This window comes from Niveispirillum sp. GW835-FHT14G11, assembly GCF_058793615.1.
This window is the reverse complement of record NZ_JBXAFZ010000001.1, coordinates 112,187-128,705: the sequence shown is the minus strand read 5'-3', so window position 1 is coordinate 128,705 and position 16,519 is coordinate 112,187. Positions and strand designations below refer to the sequence as shown.

At 66.2% G+C, this 16,519-nt stretch carries 21 protein-coding genes and 1 tRNA gene; 4 read left to right on the top strand and 18 right to left on the bottom strand.

Features of this window, described 5'->3' with window-relative positions; translation table 11 throughout:
* Window positions 1-14: 14 nt before the first annotated feature.
* The 10 genes from AC1Q7F_RS00660 to AC1Q7F_RS00615 form a co-directional block, all read right to left on the bottom strand.
* Window positions 15-683 (bottom strand): hypothetical protein, encoded by a 669-nt coding sequence (locus tag AC1Q7F_RS00660; protein ID WP_492502773.1) that lies wholly within the window; start codon window positions 681-683, stop codon window positions 15-17.
* A 122-nt stretch (window positions 684-805) separates the two neighbouring features.
* On the bottom strand, window positions 806-1,387 hold the full coding sequence (locus AC1Q7F_RS00655) for a YcbK family protein (protein WP_492502771.1): 582 nt from the start codon (window positions 1,385-1,387) through the stop codon (window positions 806-808).
* Window positions 1,384-2,058, bottom strand: coding sequence for a response regulator transcription factor (locus AC1Q7F_RS00650; RefSeq protein ID WP_492502769.1), 675 nt, complete (start codon window positions 2,056-2,058; stop codon window positions 1,384-1,386). Before AC1Q7F_RS00650 ends, AC1Q7F_RS00655 begins: the two co-directional genes overlap by 4 nt.
* Before the next feature lie 11 nt (window positions 2,059-2,069).
* Window positions 2,070-2,372, bottom strand: a complete 303-nt coding sequence (gene fliN / locus AC1Q7F_RS00645; protein WP_292903158.1) for a flagellar motor switch protein FliN — start codon at window positions 2,370-2,372, stop codon at window positions 2,070-2,072.
* An 87-nt stretch (window positions 2,373-2,459) separates the two neighbouring features.
* Window positions 2,460-3,203 (bottom strand): trypsin-like serine peptidase, encoded by a 744-nt coding sequence (locus AC1Q7F_RS00640; RefSeq protein ID WP_492502766.1) that lies wholly within the window; start codon window positions 3,201-3,203, stop codon window positions 2,460-2,462.
* Between the two features lie 6 nt (window positions 3,204-3,209).
* Window positions 3,210-3,335, bottom strand: coding sequence for a hypothetical protein (locus tag AC1Q7F_RS00635; protein WP_492502764.1), 126 nt, complete (start codon window positions 3,333-3,335; stop codon window positions 3,210-3,212).
* 132 nt (window positions 3,336-3,467) lie between these two features.
* Entirely contained in the window at window positions 3,468-4,586 is a 1,119-nt protein-coding gene (locus AC1Q7F_RS00630; protein WP_492502762.1) for a calcium-binding protein, read from the bottom strand.
* Window positions 4,587-4,977: 391 nt separating this feature from the next.
* Window positions 4,978-6,111 (bottom strand): hypothetical protein, encoded by a 1,134-nt coding sequence (locus tag AC1Q7F_RS00625; protein ID WP_492502760.1) that lies wholly within the window; start codon window positions 6,109-6,111, stop codon window positions 4,978-4,980.
* A 183-nt stretch (window positions 6,112-6,294) separates the two neighbouring features.
* Window positions 6,295-6,370 (bottom strand) — tRNA-Ala (locus AC1Q7F_RS00620).
* 138 nt (window positions 6,371-6,508) lie between these two features.
* Window positions 6,509-6,913, bottom strand: coding sequence for a TIGR02300 family protein (locus tag AC1Q7F_RS00615; protein WP_492502758.1), 405 nt, complete (start codon window positions 6,911-6,913; stop codon window positions 6,509-6,511).
* A 200-nt stretch (window positions 6,914-7,113) separates the two neighbouring features.
* On the opposite strand from AC1Q7F_RS00615, the gene AC1Q7F_RS00610 reads away from it, so the two are divergent.
* Window positions 7,114-7,737, top strand: a complete 624-nt coding sequence (locus AC1Q7F_RS00610) for a hypothetical protein (protein WP_492502756.1) — start codon at window positions 7,114-7,116, stop codon at window positions 7,735-7,737.
* On the opposite strand, the gene AC1Q7F_RS00605 is transcribed toward AC1Q7F_RS00610, so the two are convergent.
* The 7 genes from AC1Q7F_RS00605 to AC1Q7F_RS00575 form a co-directional block, all read right to left on the bottom strand.
* Window positions 7,738-8,523 carry an SDR family NAD(P)-dependent oxidoreductase gene (locus tag AC1Q7F_RS00605; RefSeq protein WP_492502754.1) on the bottom strand — a complete coding sequence of 262 codons (786 nt, stop codon included), beginning with the start codon at window positions 8,521-8,523 and terminating at the stop codon, window positions 7,738-7,740. It lies immediately after the preceding gene.
* A gap of 62 nt (window positions 8,524-8,585) precedes the next feature.
* Window positions 8,586-9,563: a GNAT family N-acetyltransferase gene (locus AC1Q7F_RS00600; protein WP_492502753.1), complete on the bottom strand. Its 978-nt coding sequence runs from the start codon at window positions 9,561-9,563 to the stop codon at window positions 8,586-8,588.
* 9 nt (window positions 9,564-9,572) lie between these two features.
* Window positions 9,573-10,133, bottom strand: coding sequence for a helix-turn-helix domain-containing protein (locus AC1Q7F_RS00595; RefSeq protein ID WP_492502752.1), 561 nt, complete (start codon window positions 10,131-10,133; stop codon window positions 9,573-9,575).
* Between the two features lie 45 nt (window positions 10,134-10,178).
* A complete protein-coding gene (locus AC1Q7F_RS00590) occupies window positions 10,179-10,400 on the bottom strand; it encodes a hypothetical protein (RefSeq protein ID WP_492502750.1) in 222 nt (73 codons plus the stop codon).
* Between the two features lie 8 nt (window positions 10,401-10,408).
* Entirely contained in the window at window positions 10,409-11,725 is a 1,317-nt protein-coding gene (locus AC1Q7F_RS00585) for a DUF4097 family beta strand repeat-containing protein (RefSeq protein ID WP_492502748.1), read from the bottom strand.
* A 141-nt stretch (window positions 11,726-11,866) separates the two neighbouring features.
* The gene (locus tag AC1Q7F_RS00580; RefSeq protein WP_492502746.1) at window positions 11,867-12,700 is read right to left on the bottom strand and encodes an ABC transporter permease; all 834 of its coding nucleotides are present in this window, start codon (window positions 12,698-12,700) and stop codon (window positions 11,867-11,869) included.
* A 129-nt stretch (window positions 12,701-12,829) separates the two neighbouring features.
* Complete coding sequence (locus AC1Q7F_RS00575) at window positions 12,830-13,633, bottom strand: ABC transporter permease (RefSeq protein ID WP_492502744.1); 804 nt, start codon at window positions 13,631-13,633, stop codon at window positions 12,830-12,832.
* A gap of 100 nt (window positions 13,634-13,733) precedes the next feature.
* On the opposite strand from AC1Q7F_RS00575, the gene AC1Q7F_RS00570 reads away from it, so the two are divergent.
* The gene (locus tag AC1Q7F_RS00570; protein ID WP_492502742.1) at window positions 13,734-14,312 is read left to right on the top strand and encodes a regulatory protein RecX; all 579 of its coding nucleotides are present in this window, start codon (window positions 13,734-13,736) and stop codon (window positions 14,310-14,312) included.
* A 33-nt stretch (window positions 14,313-14,345) separates the two neighbouring features.
* Here the strand turns inward: AC1Q7F_RS00570 and AC1Q7F_RS00565 are convergent, their stop codons facing one another.
* The gene (locus AC1Q7F_RS00565; RefSeq protein ID WP_492502741.1) at window positions 14,346-14,666 is read right to left on the bottom strand and encodes a DUF1476 domain-containing protein; all 321 of its coding nucleotides are present in this window, start codon (window positions 14,664-14,666) and stop codon (window positions 14,346-14,348) included.
* 144 nt (window positions 14,667-14,810) lie between these two features.
* Here AC1Q7F_RS00565 and AC1Q7F_RS00560 point away from each other — a divergent pair, with 144 nt between their 5' ends.
* Together AC1Q7F_RS00560 and purC are read left to right on the top strand one after the other, a co-directional pair.
* Window positions 14,811-15,563 (top strand): NRDE family protein, encoded by a 753-nt coding sequence (locus AC1Q7F_RS00560; RefSeq protein ID WP_492502739.1) that lies wholly within the window; start codon window positions 14,811-14,813, stop codon window positions 15,561-15,563.
* A gap of 148 nt (window positions 15,564-15,711) precedes the next feature.
* Window positions 15,712-16,476, top strand: a complete 765-nt coding sequence (gene purC / locus AC1Q7F_RS00555; RefSeq protein ID WP_492502737.1) for a phosphoribosylaminoimidazolesuccinocarboxamide synthase — start codon at window positions 15,712-15,714, stop codon at window positions 16,474-16,476.
* Window positions 16,477-16,519: the final 43 nt, after the last annotated feature.

The following is a 16,519-nucleotide window of genomic DNA, read 5'->3' as shown; positions in this document are numbered from 1 at the left end:
GCAGAGGGTCCACCTCAGAGGTCGGGCAACTGCATCGGCAGGTCGGCGCGGCAATCGCCCGCCGCCACCGCATCGCGCAAGCCATCGGACAGGATGGAGAGCACCAGATCGCGGCCGGGCAGGCGCGCCAGTTCCCCCGCCTCATCCAACTTCAGCCCACGGCGTACGGCCTGAGACCGGAAGGCGGCGGCGATGGGTTCCTGGCCGGAATGGCTGGTGCCGCACTGGACCAGGGCCAGACGCGGCGCGTCTGTGCCCTGGCGCATCAGCGCAAAGAAGGCGAACAGGTAGCGTTCGTCGGCCTCCCCCAGCCCTGCCGTCAGAGTGCGGGCCAGATCCTTGGCCCGGCGGGTACCGTGCAGCAGCCGTTCCAGCCCCGCCTGGGTGACGCGGCCCTGGGCCAGGAACAGGGCGCGGGCCTCCCCTCCCGGCACCTGGATCATGCTAAGCGGCACGCAGGGTACGGGCACGAAAGCAATGGACCCGACCCGGCCGCCGGGCGCGTTGACCACATAACGCATGCCGATACGCAGCGGTTCCTCCACCACGGTCAGCGTGTCGCCGGTGCCGGTGGGCAGGTCGCGAGGCACCGTGCCGGCCGGCAGTTCCACCCCCGTGGGCAGCACGGGCACCCGCGATGTCAGGACGGGCTTGCACCCGGCCAGGAGCAGAGGGGCCAGCATCAGCAATACCAGACTGTATCGCGCAGTCTGGTTGGCGCGCGGAGCGTCCGCGGGCCCGTGCCCGCGTAGCCACGCCGCCGGATGGCGGCGCCCGGCGATTGAGGGAAAAGCCAAAAAACCCCTCATCGCGTCTTCCAGGTGCGGTTGGGCCCCGTGTCGATATGGGTATGACCGGTTGACGGGTAATAGGCGGCCCCGCCGCGCTGCATGGTCTTGGCAATCTCGCCCAGTGCCGCACCGGGCAGCAGCGGCACCTTGAAATCCATGGCGCGGCCCTGCAGGTGATAGCTTTCGCGCGCCGCGTTGGCATTGTCGCGCACCAGATCGGCATTGGTGCCGGGTGACCGGAACCCGTCCGTCACCTCCACCACCGTGGTCGGCGGCAGACCAGTGCGCTGCAACAAGTCGAACATGAAATCCATCAGCAGCGGATCGATGCGCCCCACCTGCCCCGTCCGCCGGTCGCGCAGCAGCAGGTCGATCTGCTGCATGGCGCGGGGATCATAGGCGCCATTGTAGAAATAGATGACGTCCACCTGTTCCTTGCTTCTGGGATGCGACAGCACGATGCGCCGTACGTCGGGCAGGGGCGGCAGGTCGGGCGGCGGCCCCTCCTCCCCCTCCGGCGGGCGGGTGGAGCAGGCGGCCAGCGGCACCAGCGACAGGGCGGACAGCAGCAGGCGACGACGCGACAATGGGCTCATGCCGGCACCGGCTCCCCCGCCAGACGGTAGCCGCCATCGGTCCGCACCAACAGCGACTGGTCGGCCCCCAGCTTGCGACGCAGGCGGTAGATATGGGTTTCCAGCGTATGGGTATCGATCCCGGCGCCATAGCCCCAGACGGCACCCAGCAGATCTTCACGCGGGGCCGTGCCCCCCTGACGGCAGAGATGATTCAGGATCTGCGTTTCCTTTTCCGTCAGGCGGATGTGCCCGCCATCCGTCGCCTCCAGCCGCTTGGCGGCGGGCAGGAACCGGTAGGGGCCGATGACCAGCACCTCACCCCCCGCCGCCGACTGCGCATCGGCCTGACGCAGCAGGGCGCGCAACCTGGCCAGCAGGGTGGCCAGGCGGATGGGCTTGGTCAAATGATCATCGCCGCCCACGGGCATACCCAGACCGGGCGGCAGCAGCAGGATCAGCGGGCCCGACAGGCCGCCCGTGCGCAGCGCCGCGATCAGCCCGTCGCCGGCCAGCCCGGCATCCAGCAGCGCGGCATCCGCACCATGCTGGGCCAGCAGCGCCAGCGCCCCCTCTGCGCTGGTCGCGCAATGCGCACGGAACCCGTCCTGCTGCGCCAGCTGTTCGGCCAGCACGCGGCACAGGGTTTCGTCAGGATCGATCAGCAGAATGCGCTTGCGGGTCCTGTCCATCGCGCGCCCGGTCACTCGCCGGGACCGGGGCCCAGCGGCTCACGGCCGCGCGTGGCCTGGGGCATCAGTTCCACGATGGTCAGGCCCAGGCGGCCATCCACCACCACCAGTTCGCCCCGCGCCACCATGCGGTCATTGACATAGACATCGACGGGATCGCCCACCACGCGTTCCAGGTCGACAATGTCGCCCGGCCCCATGCGCAGCAGCTGGCTGATACGCAGTCGCCTGCGGCCCAGGCGGACCGACACCTGCACCGGCACGGACAGGATGGAGGAACGGTCGATATCGTCGCCGGACATCGGGTCGGGCATAGGGGTCGGTTCTTTCCACCAGCCGTGGGAAACATCAGTGCCGCGACTATAGGGATTTCCGCGCCGCAGGAAAAGAGTCCGCCACCCTCACGGCCTTGAAAGACCGGCGATGGCGGCGTCCAGCCCCTCGGGCCAGAGCGCCAGATTGCCGGATTTCGGCGTGACGGCGATATTGACCCCGCCCACGCGCCAAGCCCCGTCCATCTGCACCAGCAGTGGCCCGCCGCTAGTCCCCCGGCTGGCGGAGCAATCGTGGAAGACCAGGGTGCCGCCAGCCCCCTCCACCCGCACCTGGGTTTTCACCGTACAATCGCGATCAGCCATCAGCAGATGCACGCGGTCCTGGCTGAAGCCGGCCAGCGCCACCTTGTCACCCGGCTGCCCCCCGCGCCCGGCCGGCGCCAGCACCGGCACCCCGGCAGGACCCGACAGGCGCAGCAGGGCCCAGTCATGGCGCAGGCTGTCGCCGGGCCGCGTACCGTCATAGGCGGACGGCACATGCAGCGCCTCGACTGTCAGGTGGGTCTTGTAATCGCCGCGCTCATAGCCCAGCAAGACATGCAGCGACCCCGGCTCCAGCAGGCGGCGGGTGCGGGGATTGTAAAGGCAATGGGCAGCCGTCAGCACCAGCCTGGGGCTGATCACCGTGCCGGTGCATTTGCCGCCGATATTGGTCTGCACCCGCGCCACGCTGTTCCAGGGGGCAGCGGTGATATCCACCACCTGGCGGCTGTCATCCACAGCCACGCCGGGGGCACGCATATCCTGGCCCGCCACGGGTGCGGCAAGGGCCGACAGGACAAGCAGCAGACGGGCCTGCAGACGATGCATGGGGGATCAGAAGGGGCTGTTGTCGCCACCGCCCGGATCACCGCCCGTCAGAAAGGTCCAGAGGGCGAAATAGAAGACCCCGGCGAAGGGCAGCCCGACCAGCATGCCCAACAGCATATAAACCACATACATGACGCACCTTCGGATAAAGCGGCTGCGCGGGTAAGGATGGGGCCGCCCGTCCGACGGCACGGACCCCATCCACTGCTACGCCCGTCCGTATCCCCTGTCATCGGACAAAAGGACGCGGGGGATCAGATGTCATCAGCCGATCCAGTCCATCGTCGGGTTCGACACTTGCGCCAGCCGTCCGTCCGCCGCCCCGATATGCAGGAAATGCAGCAAGGGGTTCAGGCCGCTGGTCGTGACATCGTCATTGGTCGCCAGGTACGCACGGGTGTTGAAGAAGGCCGACGGGTCGCGCCCCTCCTTCCAGCCATGGTTGCTGTAATGCGACCAGGCCGTGGTTTCCCCCCGCGCCACGGCGCCAGCCACATCGCGGTTGTTCGCCAGATAATAATCGGCATCGAACAGGGCGTTGGGATCACGCCCCTCCCGCTCTCCATAGAGCCGGAAATGGTCCCAGCCGCTGGCCAGCGTGCCGGCCCGCACGGCACTGGCCACGTCCGTGTTGTTGGCCAGATACAGGGCCTCATCAAAGCCGTTACGCGCCGTGCCGGGGGCGGGGCGGCTGTTCAGCAGCACGTCCAGCCCGAACACCACGACCTCCACCCCCTTCAGGATATCGACGCCGTCGATGCCCATATTGGTGACGGTGATGGTGCCGTCGGGGTCGCGGACGATGGCATGGTCACCACCGACCGCCCCCAGGCGGCCGTCATAGCGAACCACATCCAGCCCGTCATTGCCGAAGATGCGGTCGTCACCGGCACCGCCCACGAAGACATCATTGCCCGGCCCGCCGGCCAGATCGTCATTGCCGGCGCCGCCGATCAGCGTGTCATTGCCGGCACCGCCCGTCAGCAGATCATTGCCGTCCCCGCCCTCCAGGCTGTCATCGCCGCCATTGCCCAGCAGCGTGTCATGGCCGGCCAGTCCCTTCAGCACATTGTCCAGGCTGTTGCCGGCGATGGTATTGTCCAGCCGGTTGCCGATGCCCACCAGCGGGCCTTCGAAAACCGGATTGGGGATATGGCCGCGATAGGCATAGGCCAGGCTCATATCCTCCACGAAATCGGGCAGGACATAATCGATATGGGCCACGACCACATCGTAGCCGCCATTCGCCTCCTCACGGACAAATGTGCCGTAGTGGGCGACATCATAGATGTCGTCGCCGGCCCCGCCGGCCAGCGTGTCACGCGGCGACTGGGACAGGATTGTATCGTCATTGGGCGTTCCCGCCCGCAAGGTGCCAGACATGTTCTTTCGATCCACAAAGGATGGTTGCCGCCCCTGCCCGTCATATTTCCCACCGATCATGGCTTCGATAAGGCCGGCATTTGGCCGGACCATGAATTCATGTCAGCAATAATTGAAATATTCGACAGCTTGGTCAATACAACCAAGTAAACGCCCCTGCGTGATTTATAGGTCACCTTTGTCGATTGCTCAAATGCCGCATCCGGCCGACAATGTGGGGCCACTTATGCGGATGGGGCTGTTTTATATTTCATTCCTGCAACGAACGGCCGGAAAGTGGTGTCTTCCAACCTGCACCGGCGCCTCGACCGGGTGCGAAAGCGGCATGTGGCGCCGTCCTTGCCCCAGGCAATGGACCGGCCGGCCAGACAGCCCAGGCCGATGCCCCGCGTCAGTCCGCGTGTTCGTTTGGACGCAACAGCGGTAAAAGGGGCTGTACAGCCTGCAGCGCCATCTGCCGCTTAAGGGGCTGGTCAGTCTCGTCGCGCGATGAAAGGCCAGGCTTTCCCGCCACCCATTCCGGCAACAATTTACCCTGCGCCTTGAAATGGACTGTGTGGACAAATGTCACGCCGTCATCGCCGTACGCGACCGGGTTGATCCTCCTCAGTCCCTGCCGGTGCCTTGCGATCACTTTGAAGCACCCGTCGACATAGCTCGCCTGGTTACCGAACATCACCACCAGCCTGAGACGTGGAGGCGACAGGGCGATGAATTGCCCGACGCAGTTCGAGACCACATCCCCGACGGTGCCATCGTCAAGGCAGGAGGCCATGATATCGGCACCCGACATAACCCATTCGCCTCTCCGCCGATCAAACTTCGACACCGAGCAGCGGACCAGCGATCCAAAGGCTAAATCCCCGTCTTCGTCGGCAATGATCTCATCGATATGTCGCCCCTCCGGCATCAGGCTCAGAGTAGCGAGAATTTGAGATACACCCTTGCGGCCACCCCGGAATGCGACCTCGTCGTGGGGGCGGTTCAGGATGTCGCTGTTCTGGTTTCCCCCTTTGCTGAAACCCAGCACCAGAATGCGCGGGTTGCGTCCTCCCCAGGACATCGGGTTATTTTCCAAACGCCATCCGCCCCGCTCCAGGCGGGTGGCTCCCCAGCAGGCGTCGGTGCCAAAGCACGCTGAACATGTGATCCGACCGTGTCGGGGAAGTAGACCAATATTCCGCGCCGAAGCCGACTGTTCAATCATCGGCGCCTCTATGGAAGCCATATCGGACGGCGGGACCGGCATTTTCGGCAGTGGCGCACCGTCCGGCGTAATGCCATCGATCATGATCACATCGGCGGGAATGAGATTAACCTTCCCGCTTTCCGTGCCCCGCATCCGGCACGAGAAGCCCCTCGCTATATATCGGATCAATTCGGTTTCGCTATCGACCGCGACCTGATTCGCGGCATGATGCTTCGTCTTGCCCAGGGTCGGATCCGCAACTCGGAACAACCCGTCCCCATACCGATACGGGGTGAACAACTCGCCAGTCTCTGGATGAATACGTCTTATGCGCATCAACATCTCCAACCGCCATAACCCGTGGGGTTGGTATGAGGACATCAAAAAAGATTGGCGATTCAATAGGATTTTGCATGCCATCGCGGATGGTTCGGGACCAATCATCCCAATGATCCCCCATCGTCGGGCATTTGCGCGAAACAAAAAGGCCCCGCTGTTTCCAGCGGAGCCTTTGTGATTTGGTGGAGCCAAGCGGGATCGAACCGCTGACCTCTACAATGCCATTGTAGCGCTCTCCCAGCTGAGCTATGGCCCCGAAACTATTGGCACCGCCTGGGTCGTCGGCGCCGTGCGCGGGTTTATCTAGAAACTCACGCACAGATGCAAGCGGAAAATACGGGCCGGTGGCGGATTCTTGAACGTCATCCGCCGAAGGGCCGGCCCGTCGGTCCAATCAGACCTCTTCCTCGCCCTCGACATCGACGACTTCACCCAGTTCGTCACCGTCATCCAGCTCGTCGGCATCTTCCAGCAGGACGTCCTCGTCTGCTTCCAGGTCGTCTTCGACCTCGTCTGCTTCCAGCACGTCGGCAACATCTGCCTCATCATCGGTGACGTCGTCCGCGACCTCCACCTCTTCCTCGACCTCGGCGTCCAGCGCCTCCTCGTCGTCACGCTTGGCAACAGCCTTCTTGGTGTCTTCGACCGGCAGCGGACGGGCACGGCGCGACTTCAGCAACGCCTCGGGATCGAAGATGGTGCCGCACGACGGGCAGGTCGGCGGATTCTTCTGCATGTCGTAGTAACGCCCACCGCAATTCGGGCAGATGCGCTTAATACCCCACTCGGGTTTGGCCACGGCAATACCTCCGTCACATTTACGCGCGCCGGGAAATGCGCCGCGGTTCGGGCCGCATCTGCCATGGCTGGCGGCCCCTGTCAAACGGAAGTGTGACAGCTTGTGCGTGTTGCCGCCATGCTGGGTTTCCGGGGCACGCTTCCCGACCCCCCGCTTCCATGCTATCCCGGCATCAGTACCCCCCTTGCCAAGGCCCGCCGATGCCCGCAATCGACCTGTCTTCCCTGGCCCTGATCCTGGGCGCCATGGCGCGTGGCACAACAGGCGTCACCGGCACGGATGATACGGGACTGGACGGGCTGGCGGCGGCATTAGGTGCCTTGGGCGCGGATGTGACAAAGGCCGGCCCCGGCGGATGGGTGGTGCGGGGCACCGGCGTCGGGGGATGGCGGGAACCGGACCGGGTCCTGGACCTGTCCCGCCGGCCGGGGGCCGTGCCGCTGCTGGCGGGTGCACTGGCCGCCTGCCCGTTCACGGCTGTATTGGCAGGCGACTCGGGCAATGGCCTGTCCACGCTGCGCATACCGCTTGAACGGCTGGGTGCGGGGTTCGCACTGCGACGGCTGGATCGGCTGCCGGGCAGCGTGACGGGGACGTCATGGCCGTTGCCGGCCCGCCATGAAGGATTGGGGCCGGTCGATGGCATGGCACTGCTGCTGGCCGGGCTGAACAGCCCCGGCCGCACGGGCGTGACGGATATGCGCGATCTGGCGGCCGGGATCGGTCTGCTGCGCCGCTTTGGGGCCGTGGTCGATCAGATGGACGGGACAGCCTGGATCACCGGCCACCCCGACCTGACGGGCGTGGACCCGCTGGTCATCTGATCACAGCATCACCGCACCGCCGCAGGGGCTGATGCACTGGCCGATCATGTGGTGGGCATCATCGGAGGCCAGGAACAGATAGGCTGGCGTGACATCGTCCACCGTGCCCAGGCGCTGGCTGGGCAGAGCGCGGCGCAGCGCGTCCACCCCGGCCTGGGCCACGCTGGTGCTGGCCTTGGGATCGATGGCACCCGGCGCCACGCAATTGGCCGTGACGTTGCGCGGGCCGATATCATGGACCAGGCTGCGGGTGAAGCCCAGCAGGGCGCCGGCGGCGGCGCCATAGAGCGTATAGCCCGGCGCCCCATGATAGGCCACGTCCGACACGGTGGTGACGATGCGCCCGTAATTCTGCGCGAACATCAGCGGCAGCACCATGCGCGTCACCATGAAGGCGGACCGCACATTGGCCGCCATCACCAGGTCGAACTGTTCCGCCGTGGTGTCGACGAAGGAGATGGCAGGCCGAAGCCCGGCATTGTTGACCAGCACATCGACCCGGCCCAGCCCCGTGACCGCACTTTCCACCAGCCCATAGGCCCCGTCGGCATGGGTGACATCGGTGCGCAGCGCCAGGACCCGGCGACCCAGCCGCTCCAGCTCGCGCGCCAGTTCACCCACATCGGTGCTCTGGCTCTCCTCCTCGTAATGCAGGACAAGGTCGGCGCCTTCGCGGGCGAACGCCAGGGCGACGGCCCGGCCGATGCTGTTCCCCGCCCCCGTGATCAGGGCGACACGATCCTTGAGGCGCGCCATCTCGTTCTTCCCCATTGCTGGCTGTGACATGGGCGCATCCTGACCAGCATTGGGGGTTCACGTCAACCTGTACGGGCGGCAGTGGGTCCGGCCTACAATATCTTGCCGAAACAAGCCGATTCCGGCCGGCCCTGATAGGGTCCGTAATTCGCCGCCAGCCGGTATCCATGGCGGCGGTAGAAGGCGACTGCCCGGTCATTGGCCCAGCGCGTTTCCAACAGCAGCCTCTCATAGCCCAGCATGCGCGCGCCCTGCTCCAGGAAGGCCAGCACGGCTGCCCCCACCCCGACACTGCCGGGCACGGCATACATGCGCTTGATCTCCCCCACCGTGCCATCGAACGGGCGGACGGCACCGCAGCCCGCAGCAATCCCGTCCAATCGGGCCAGCGCGAACAGCGACCGGTCGGCAACGTCCGCCCAACCGGCCAGCCCGCCGCGCCCGTCACTGCCGAAGCGACCCGCCAGATCGGCGGACAGGGCGTCGATCAGGGTCCGGGCCTCAGGTTCATCAGGCGACGCCGCCACCACCGACAGGCCCCCCGGCCGCCCGGCCAGCTGGCGGTACATGACATGGGTGGCGTGGCTGGTGCCGTCGCCATTCAACGCATAGTCGGGGATGATGCCGCCGCTTTGCCAGCCCAGCCGGCCGTACAGCCGCTCCGCATCGTCGCCCTGGCGGGTGTCCAGCACTAGCAGGCGCCGGCCCTGCCCCCGCGCCACCTCCTCCGCCCGCTTCAGCAGCGACGCGGCGATGCCCTGGCGGCGCGCCTCGGGATGCACAAGCATCTTGGCGATCTCCGCCCGGTGGGTGCCGTTTACCTGTGGCGCCAGGGCCAGGGTGACGGTGCCAACGACACGCGCGGCCATGGTGGCCAGCAGGATGATCTTCTCTCCTGCCTGCACCGCCGCCTCCTGCCCCCGCCAGAAATCGACCGCAGCCTCCTCCGCCAGCGGCGGGATAAAGCCGACGGCGGCCCCGTTCATGACGCAGGCCCGCAGCAGCCGGGCGAGTTCGGGTATCGCGGCCGTGAAACTCTGCCCGGCCGCCGTCTCGATATCATAGTGCATGAAGGCCCCTCAGGGTCGGGTGATGGCGATGATGTAACGGGCGGGCCCCGCGCCCAGACTGTGGAAGCGCGAGGCGCCATAAAGCCGGAAGCGTAGGACATCGCCCGGTTCCAGCACATGTGCCGCCCCATCCAGCCGATATTCCAGCCGGCCGTCCAGCAGCCAGATATGCTGCTCCAGTCCGGGCACCGGCGGGGCGTCGTAATCGATGATGGTACCGGGCGGCAGGGTGCCATGGATCATCTCCGTCTCCAGCCCGGCGGCGGGCGGGGAGAGGGAGCGGCGCACGAATCCCGTGGCGGGGTCGGTCCAGACCGGTTGGTCCGCGGCGCGGATCAGCAAGGCCGGTTCCGCCTCCACTTCCGCCAGCAGGCGGGACATGGGGCGGCCATGGGCAGCGCAGAGCCGGCCCAGAAGACTGGCCGTGGGGCTGGTTTCGCCCCGTTCCAGGCGGGAAAGCGTGGCCTTGGGAATGCTGCTGCGCGTAGCCAGCTCATCCAAGGACCAGCCGGCCTCACGCCGTAACTGCGTCAGGCGGGCCGCCAGACGTGTGTCAATATCATGTTCCATAAATGGGATAAAATCCCATTTATGGAACATCGTCAAGGGGTGACTTTACTCACCCCGCAGCATGCGCCGGATGGCCTCGGCCAGCAGCTGGTAGGGGTCCTCCCCCTTGGCCTTGGCGACCTGCTGCACCTGCTCCTTGAAGCCGCGATCCTTGGCCTGTCGGCGCATTCGTTCAATCTCGCCTTGCCGGATGCGACCGTCCAGTTCCCCCTCCGGTGGGGCGGGGGCGGGGGCGGGTGGCTTGGGCGGGGGACGGCGGGCGATCAAGGCATGCCTCAATCTCCGACGAAGGTGTTGCCCACGCCGGTGTTGCGGATGTTGGCCTTGCCTTCATGCTTGGCGATATGGACATTGCCGGCACCCGACGCCACCACCAGCGGGTCATGGGCCAGACCGTTGAATTCGAACGTGCCGGCGCCGGTGACATTGACCTGCAGCGGCCGCGCCTCGCCCGATCCGATGCTGACATTGCCGGCACCGGGGAAATCCACCTTGATCGGGCCGTCGGCCCGGCCGATATCCACCTCTGCATGGCCGGGGATGGACAGGCTCACCCCTTCCTCCACCCGACCCAGCGAGATGTTGGCGTGGCCCTTGATTTCAAGCTGCGCGCTTTGCGCCCGTTCCACGGACAATTCACCCGAACCGTCGACATTGAAGCGCAGGTCGCCTTCCACGCGCTCCACCGAAACCGACCCCGATTCCTTGATATCGACGGACAGCGCGCCCACACGTTCGGCCGACACATCGCCGCGCAGCAGTTGCACCGACAGCTTGCCGTCGGAGCGGCCACCGATGGACAGGTCCCCGGCCAGCCCGGCCACGGTCAGGTCGCCCTCCGCGGGCATGGTCAGGCGAATCTCGGCATGGCCCACATGCGGGTCGCCATTGCCGCGCAGCGTCAGTACCCCGTCCTTGACACCGACATCCAGGTTGCGCGCCCCCTGGTCCACCTCCACCCGTACCTTGTCGGCGCGCGACGATCGTTCGATGGTGATGTCACCGCCGATATTGACCAGTTGCACGCCCCTGGGCGCATCGAAGCTCTGCATCAGGCTGCCGTCGCTGGCACTGGCACTGTCGGCGGCGCCCATGGCGGCACCCGACGCGGCCGCCACACCCATTTCGGCGACGCGCAGGGCGCCCTCGGCGATGGCGGGCACATCCTTGCCCTCCGCCCGCAGGCGCTCGCGTGCTTCGGCCAGTTCACGACGTGCATCGGCCAGTCCGGCCTGGGCATCGCGCAGGGCCTGCATCCGCGTGGAGTCGATATCCACGTCCCGCATGGCGTCGCGCACCGTGCGCTCGACCATGGCCGGGTCGATATCGACATTGACGCGCACATCGGGGGCGCGGGGCGGGCGCGGCGGGGTGGGGGCTTCTGGCGGCTCGGGCGGTTCCGGGGGCTCCGGCGCGTCGAAACCGACACTCATGCGATGATCGTCACGGCCATCGCCGCCGGTGATCAGGCCCCAGCCGATGACGCTCAGGGCCACGATGATGGCGGCGATACCGCCGGCCGGCACGCCCGGCGTCACCCGCGGGCGGCTGGACAGGCTCGAAGGCGGGTTGGGGGAAAGCGCGCCATCCATGGGTCGGTTCCTGTATGTCATCGGTTCCGTGATCTCGCCTTGGATATTGCGGCAGCCCTACACCCCCTGTCCGCCGCATTTGCAGGGGGCTTACAAAAATCCGGCCTTGGTAACGGGCAGATGCGCGCCCGTTACATAAGCTTAACTCTTCATGCGCCATCCCGTCGAATAAAGCCGGACGGCCAGCACCAGCAGCGCCAGAATGCCGATGCCCAGGAACAGGGCCGATACCGCCGGTGCCTGCGCCGCATTACCCAGCATGCCGTGCCGGAACCCCTCCATGGCGTGGTAGAGCGGGTTCAGCTTCACGATGGCGGCAAACGTGGCCGGCATGGCGTCCACCGGCGCGAACAGGCCCGACAGGAAGGAGAGCGGGGTGAACAGGAAGGTGAAATAGGCCGAGATATGGTCCCACTTGGTGCTGGCCAGCCCGCACAGGAAGCCGCACAGCGCCATGAACAGGGCGGCGGCCAGCACGAAGCCGATGGCGGTCAGCGGATGGGCCACGGGCAGCGGCCAGAAGAACAGCGACGCGATCCACACGGCCAGCCCGCTGATCACGCCGGCCGTCACCCCGGCCAGCAGATAGGCGGGCACCGCCTCGCGCGCGCCGACGGGGGCCATCAGCTCATCGATGATATGGCCTTCGATCTTGCTGTAGAGCAGGTAGAATCCGCCGCTTTCCGCCGCCCGCAGCAGCACCGACAGCATGATCAGGCCGGGAACGAGATAGGACAGGACCGCGTCGCCCTGCGCCGTGCCCCGCTCCGGCCCCAGGCCGAACAGGAAGCAGAAGAAATAGATGATGGCCATCAGGGCCGGCGCCACGATGAAGGCCACCGCCATCTTCATCATCCGCCGCAATTCCCGCCGGCACAGGGCCAGGAAGGCGACCCAGTGGAAGGTCGGCACCTGCCGGCTGAAACCGGCATTGAAGGCGCCGGCCGGGCGGCTTGTCTGTTCCATGCTGCTCATGCCGGTCACTCTCCTGCGGATCCGGACGGCGGCGACTGCCGCCGCGCCGCGCATGCGGCGTAAGCCAAGTCGCCGGATGGCGACGCCGGCGACTGAGGTCCGCTGATCGGTATGATCAGCGGAAAGGCGTTAAGCCTTCAGCTTGTAACCCTTGGCGATCATCCGCCAGGCGACGAAGCCCAGCACCAGATTGGTGCCCAGCATCACCAGGATACCGGTGCCCAGCGTCCCGTCCGTCTGGCCGATGAAGCCGTAGCGGAAGCCGTCGATGAAATAGAAGAACGGGTTCAGATGCGCGATGAAGCGGAAGGCCGGCGGCACGCTTTCGATGGAATAGAAGGTGCCCGACAGGAAGGACAAGGGCGTGACGATGAAATTGGTCACCACCGCCATATGGTCAAACTTGTCGGCCCAGATGCCGCCGATCAGGCCCAGCAACGCCAGCAGCGATGCCGCCGCCACCCCATGGAACAGCACGAAGCCGATGGAATGGATCGACAGCGGCACGAACAGGGTGATGGCCAGCGCCGTGACCAGCCCCACCATGGCACCGCGCACCACCCCGCCCACGATATAGGCACTGGTCAGTTCCAGCGCGGAGATGGGTGGCATCAGCACATCGACGATATTGCCCTGGACCTTGGCCACCAGGACCGAGGAGGAGGAATTGGCGAACGCGTTCTGGGCGATGGCCATCATGATCAGGCCGGGCGCCAGGAACAGCATGAAGGGCACGTCGCCCACCATGCGCACCACCCCGCCCAACGCCAGGGCGAAGACGGCGTAGAACAGCAAGGTGGTGACGACCGGGGCCGCCACCGTCTGCACCCAGACCTTCAAGAACCGGTGCACTTCCTTGCGGATCAGGGTGGAAAGCCCGATCCAGTTGACGGCGCCGATGGCGCGGGGCATGGGGGTGATCGGTTGCGACATGTTTCTCTGGATGCCTGTCCGGGGGGACGATGGGAAGGACCAGACACTATCTTGCTGGCCGGATACGGGCAATGCTGCCCTATCAGTTGAGGGATCGACAGTGACGGACGACACGGGGGCCCGCACCGCTGGGCGCAAGGTGAAACGGGTGAGCGCGGCCTATCTGGACCGCGCCGCCCTGCATTACCTGGAACGGTTCGCCAGTTCCTCAGCCAATCTGCGCAAACTGCTGCTGCGCCGCGTCGATGCGTCCGCCCGCGCCCACGGCACCGACCCGGCGGAGGGGCGGGAATGGGTCGAGGCCCTGATCGAGCGCTATCTGCGCCAGGGCATCCTGAATGACGGGCTGTATGCGGAGATGAAGGCCGGCGGCTTGCAGCGCCGCGGCGGGTCCACCCGCATGATCCGGCAGAAGCTGATGGCCAAGGGGCTGGACGACGGACAGGTGGAAAACGCCCTGGCCGGCCTGGAAGGGGCGGCGGAGGGAGAGGCCGAGATGAAGGCCGCCCTCGCCTATGCCCGTCGGCGCCGGCTGGGCGGGTTCCGCCCCGACCGTGGACTGCCGGAGGAGGAGATGCGGGGCCGCCGCGACAAGGACATCGCGGCGATGGCGCGGGCCGGGTTCGACCTGGAGACGGCCCGCCGCATCATCGATGCCGACGATCCATCGGCCTTGTGAGATCGGCGGGGCGCGTGCCCCGCCGGGTGATCCCTATTCGCTCTGCAGCTGCTGGCGCGCGGTTTCCAGCAGGCTGTCCAGCTCCTTTTCGATCCGATGCTCGGACATATCGACGCCCTTGGCCTGGAAATCGGCCAGCAGCTGGCGGACGATGTCCTTATGGCCCGGCTCCTCGAAATCGACGGCAACGATCTGCTTGGCATAGGCAGTGGCGTCTTCGCCGGTGAGCCCCAGCAGTTCCGCGGCCCACAGGCCGGCCAGACGGGCACGGCGGGCATAGATGCGGAACAATAGTTCCTGGTCGTGCTTGAACTTGTTTTCGAATGCCTGTTCGCGTTCGTCGAACGTCGTCATTTGCAATCCTCATGCAGGCGGGTCGAACCGGTAGCCGGGGAAACCTATATATACGTCCGATGTGACACAAGCCACCTCCGGACGCGCCCTTCCCTTCTATAAGGATGGGGCGTCCCCATCGATTTTTGAAGGTCCCGCCCGCCCATGTGCACCGTCGTCATCCTGCGTCGCCCCGGCCATGACTGGCCGCTCCTGCTCGCCGGCAATCGGGACGAGATGGCAGGCCGCCCCTGGAAGCCGCCCGGCCGCCACTGGCCCGACCGGCCGGAAGTGCTGGCGGGCCTGGATGAAAGTGCCGGCGGATCCTGGCTGGGCATCAACGATCATGGCGTCGTCGCCACGGTGCTGAACCGGGAGGGCACGCTGGGCCAACTGGCCGGCAAAAGGTCGCGGGGCGAACTGGTGCTGGACGCGCTGGACCATGCCGATGCGGAAAGTGCGGCCGAGGCCCTGGGGCATCTGGACGGCCGGGCCTACCGGCCCTTCAATCTGGTGGTGGCCGATAATCGCGACGCCTTCTGGCTGTCACTGCCGGCCGACGGTGCGCGGGTGCGGGTCGCGCCGATCCCGCCGGGCCTGTCGATGATGGCGGCAAGCGACCTGGACGATTCGGCCCATCCCCGCATCCGCTTCTTCAAGCCGCTGTTCCAGGCGGCAGCGGTGCCGGACCCGGAGACCGGCGACTGGAGCGGCTGGACGGAGTTGCTGGGCTGCCGCATCTGGGACGGGGATGCCGGCCCGCGCGGGGCCATGTGCATCGTCACGCCCAGCGGCTTCGGCACGGGCAGTTCCGCCCTGGTGGCGCTGCCGTCGATGCAGCGCGCCGGCACCCCGCCCCGCCTGCTGTTCGCGCCGGGCCGGCCGGATCAGGTTAGGTTCGAACCGATCGCCCTCTGATACAAGCCACCCAGCACTGACCCGCCCGCATCGCTGGTTTCATTGTGCCGGACGGTGTAGCTTGCTATAGCAAGGGCCCGGACCCGCTGGCCAGCCGCCATGCGGGTCCGTATCCCTTTGGCTGGAACGATTGCTGGACACCAGACCCATGACGCGACGCCGGCGCATCTACGAAGGCAAGGCCAAGATCCTGTATGAAGGCCCTGAGCCTGGCACCCTGGTCCAGTATTTCAAGGACGATGCCACCGCGTTCAACGCCCAGAAGAAGGGCACGATCACGGGCAAGGGCGTCCTGAACAACCGCATCAGCGAATATCTGATGACGAAGCTGGGCGAGATTGGCATCCCCAACCACTTCGTCCGCCGCCTGAACATGCGCGAGCAGCTGGTGCGTGAAGTGGAGATCATCCCCATCGAGGTGGTGGTCCGCAACATCGCTGCCGGCAGCTTGACCAAGCGCTTCGGCATTCCCGAAGGCACGCCGCTGCCCCGCTCCATCGTCGAATATTACTTCAAGAACGACGAGCTGGGCGATCCGATGGTATCGGAGGAGCATATCACGGCGTTCGGCTGGGCCGCCCCGCAGGACCTGGATGACATGCTGTCGCTGGCCCTGCGCATCAACGACTATCTGAATGGTCTGTTCCTGGGCATCGGGCTGAAGCTGGTGGACTTCAAGGTGGAGTTCGGCCGGCTTTGGGAAAATGAAGAGATGCGCATCATCCTGGCGGACGAGATCAGCCCGGACAATTGCCGCCTCTGGGATGCCAAGACCAACGAGAAGCTGGACAAGGACCGTTTCCGCCAGGACCTGGGCAATGTCGCCGAGGCCTATCAGGAAGTGGCCCGCCGCCTGGGCATCCTGCCCGAGGCCGGCCCCGGCGACCATACCGCCCCCAAGCTGGTGCAGTAACGGTCGCTCAATATCGTGACGTCAAACGCCGGAACCGTCCCAT

Coding starts and splice junctions, on each gene's coding strand:
- AC1Q7F_RS00660 (WP_492502773.1), bottom strand. CDS start 683: ATGCTGGCCCCTCTGCTCCTGGCCGGGTGCAAGCCCGTCCTGACATCG.
- AC1Q7F_RS00655 (WP_492502771.1), bottom strand. CDS start 1,387: ATGAGCCCATTGTCGCGTCGTCGCCTGCTGCTGTCCGCCCTGTCGCTG.
- AC1Q7F_RS00650 (WP_492502769.1), bottom strand. CDS start 2,058: ATGGACAGGACCCGCAAGCGCATTCTGCTGATCGATCCTGACGAAACC.
- fliN (WP_292903158.1), bottom strand. CDS start 2,372: ATGCCCGACCCGATGTCCGGCGACGATATCGACCGTTCCTCCATCCTG.
- AC1Q7F_RS00640 (WP_492502766.1), bottom strand. CDS start 3,203: ATGCATCGTCTGCAGGCCCGTCTGCTGCTTGTCCTGTCGGCCCTTGCC.
- AC1Q7F_RS00635 (WP_492502764.1), bottom strand. CDS start 3,335: ATGTATGTGGTTTATATGCTGTTGGGCATGCTGGTCGGGCTGCCCTTC.
- AC1Q7F_RS00630 (WP_492502762.1), bottom strand. CDS start 4,586: ATGTCTGGCACCTTGCGGGCGGGAACGCCCAATGACGATACAATCCTG.
- AC1Q7F_RS00625 (WP_492502760.1), bottom strand. CDS start 6,111: ATGCGCATAAGACGTATTCATCCAGAGACTGGCGAGTTGTTCACCCCG.
- AC1Q7F_RS00610 (WP_492502756.1), top strand. CDS start 7,114: ATGCCCGCAATCGACCTGTCTTCCCTGGCCCTGATCCTGGGCGCCATG.
- AC1Q7F_RS00605 (WP_492502754.1), bottom strand. CDS start 8,523: ATGTCACAGCCAGCAATGGGGAAGAACGAGATGGCGCGCCTCAAGGAT.
- AC1Q7F_RS00600 (WP_492502753.1), bottom strand. CDS start 9,563: ATGCACTATGATATCGAGACGGCGGCCGGGCAGAGTTTCACGGCCGCG.
- AC1Q7F_RS00595 (WP_492502752.1), bottom strand. CDS start 10,133: ATGGAACATGATATTGACACACGTCTGGCGGCCCGCCTGACGCAGTTA.
- AC1Q7F_RS00585 (WP_492502748.1), bottom strand. CDS start 11,725: ATGGATGGCGCGCTTTCCCCCAACCCGCCTTCGAGCCTGTCCAGCCGC.
- AC1Q7F_RS00580 (WP_492502746.1), bottom strand. CDS start 12,700: ATGAGCAGCATGGAACAGACAAGCCGCCCGGCCGGCGCCTTCAATGCC.
- AC1Q7F_RS00575 (WP_492502744.1), bottom strand. CDS start 13,633: ATGTCGCAACCGATCACCCCCATGCCCCGCGCCATCGGCGCCGTCAAC.
- AC1Q7F_RS00565 (WP_492502741.1), bottom strand. CDS start 14,666: ATGACGACGTTCGACGAACGCGAACAGGCATTCGAAAACAAGTTCAAG.
- AC1Q7F_RS00560 (WP_492502739.1), top strand. CDS start 14,811: ATGTGCACCGTCGTCATCCTGCGTCGCCCCGGCCATGACTGGCCGCTC.
- purC (WP_492502737.1), top strand. CDS start 15,712: ATGACGCGACGCCGGCGCATCTACGAAGGCAAGGCCAAGATCCTGTAT.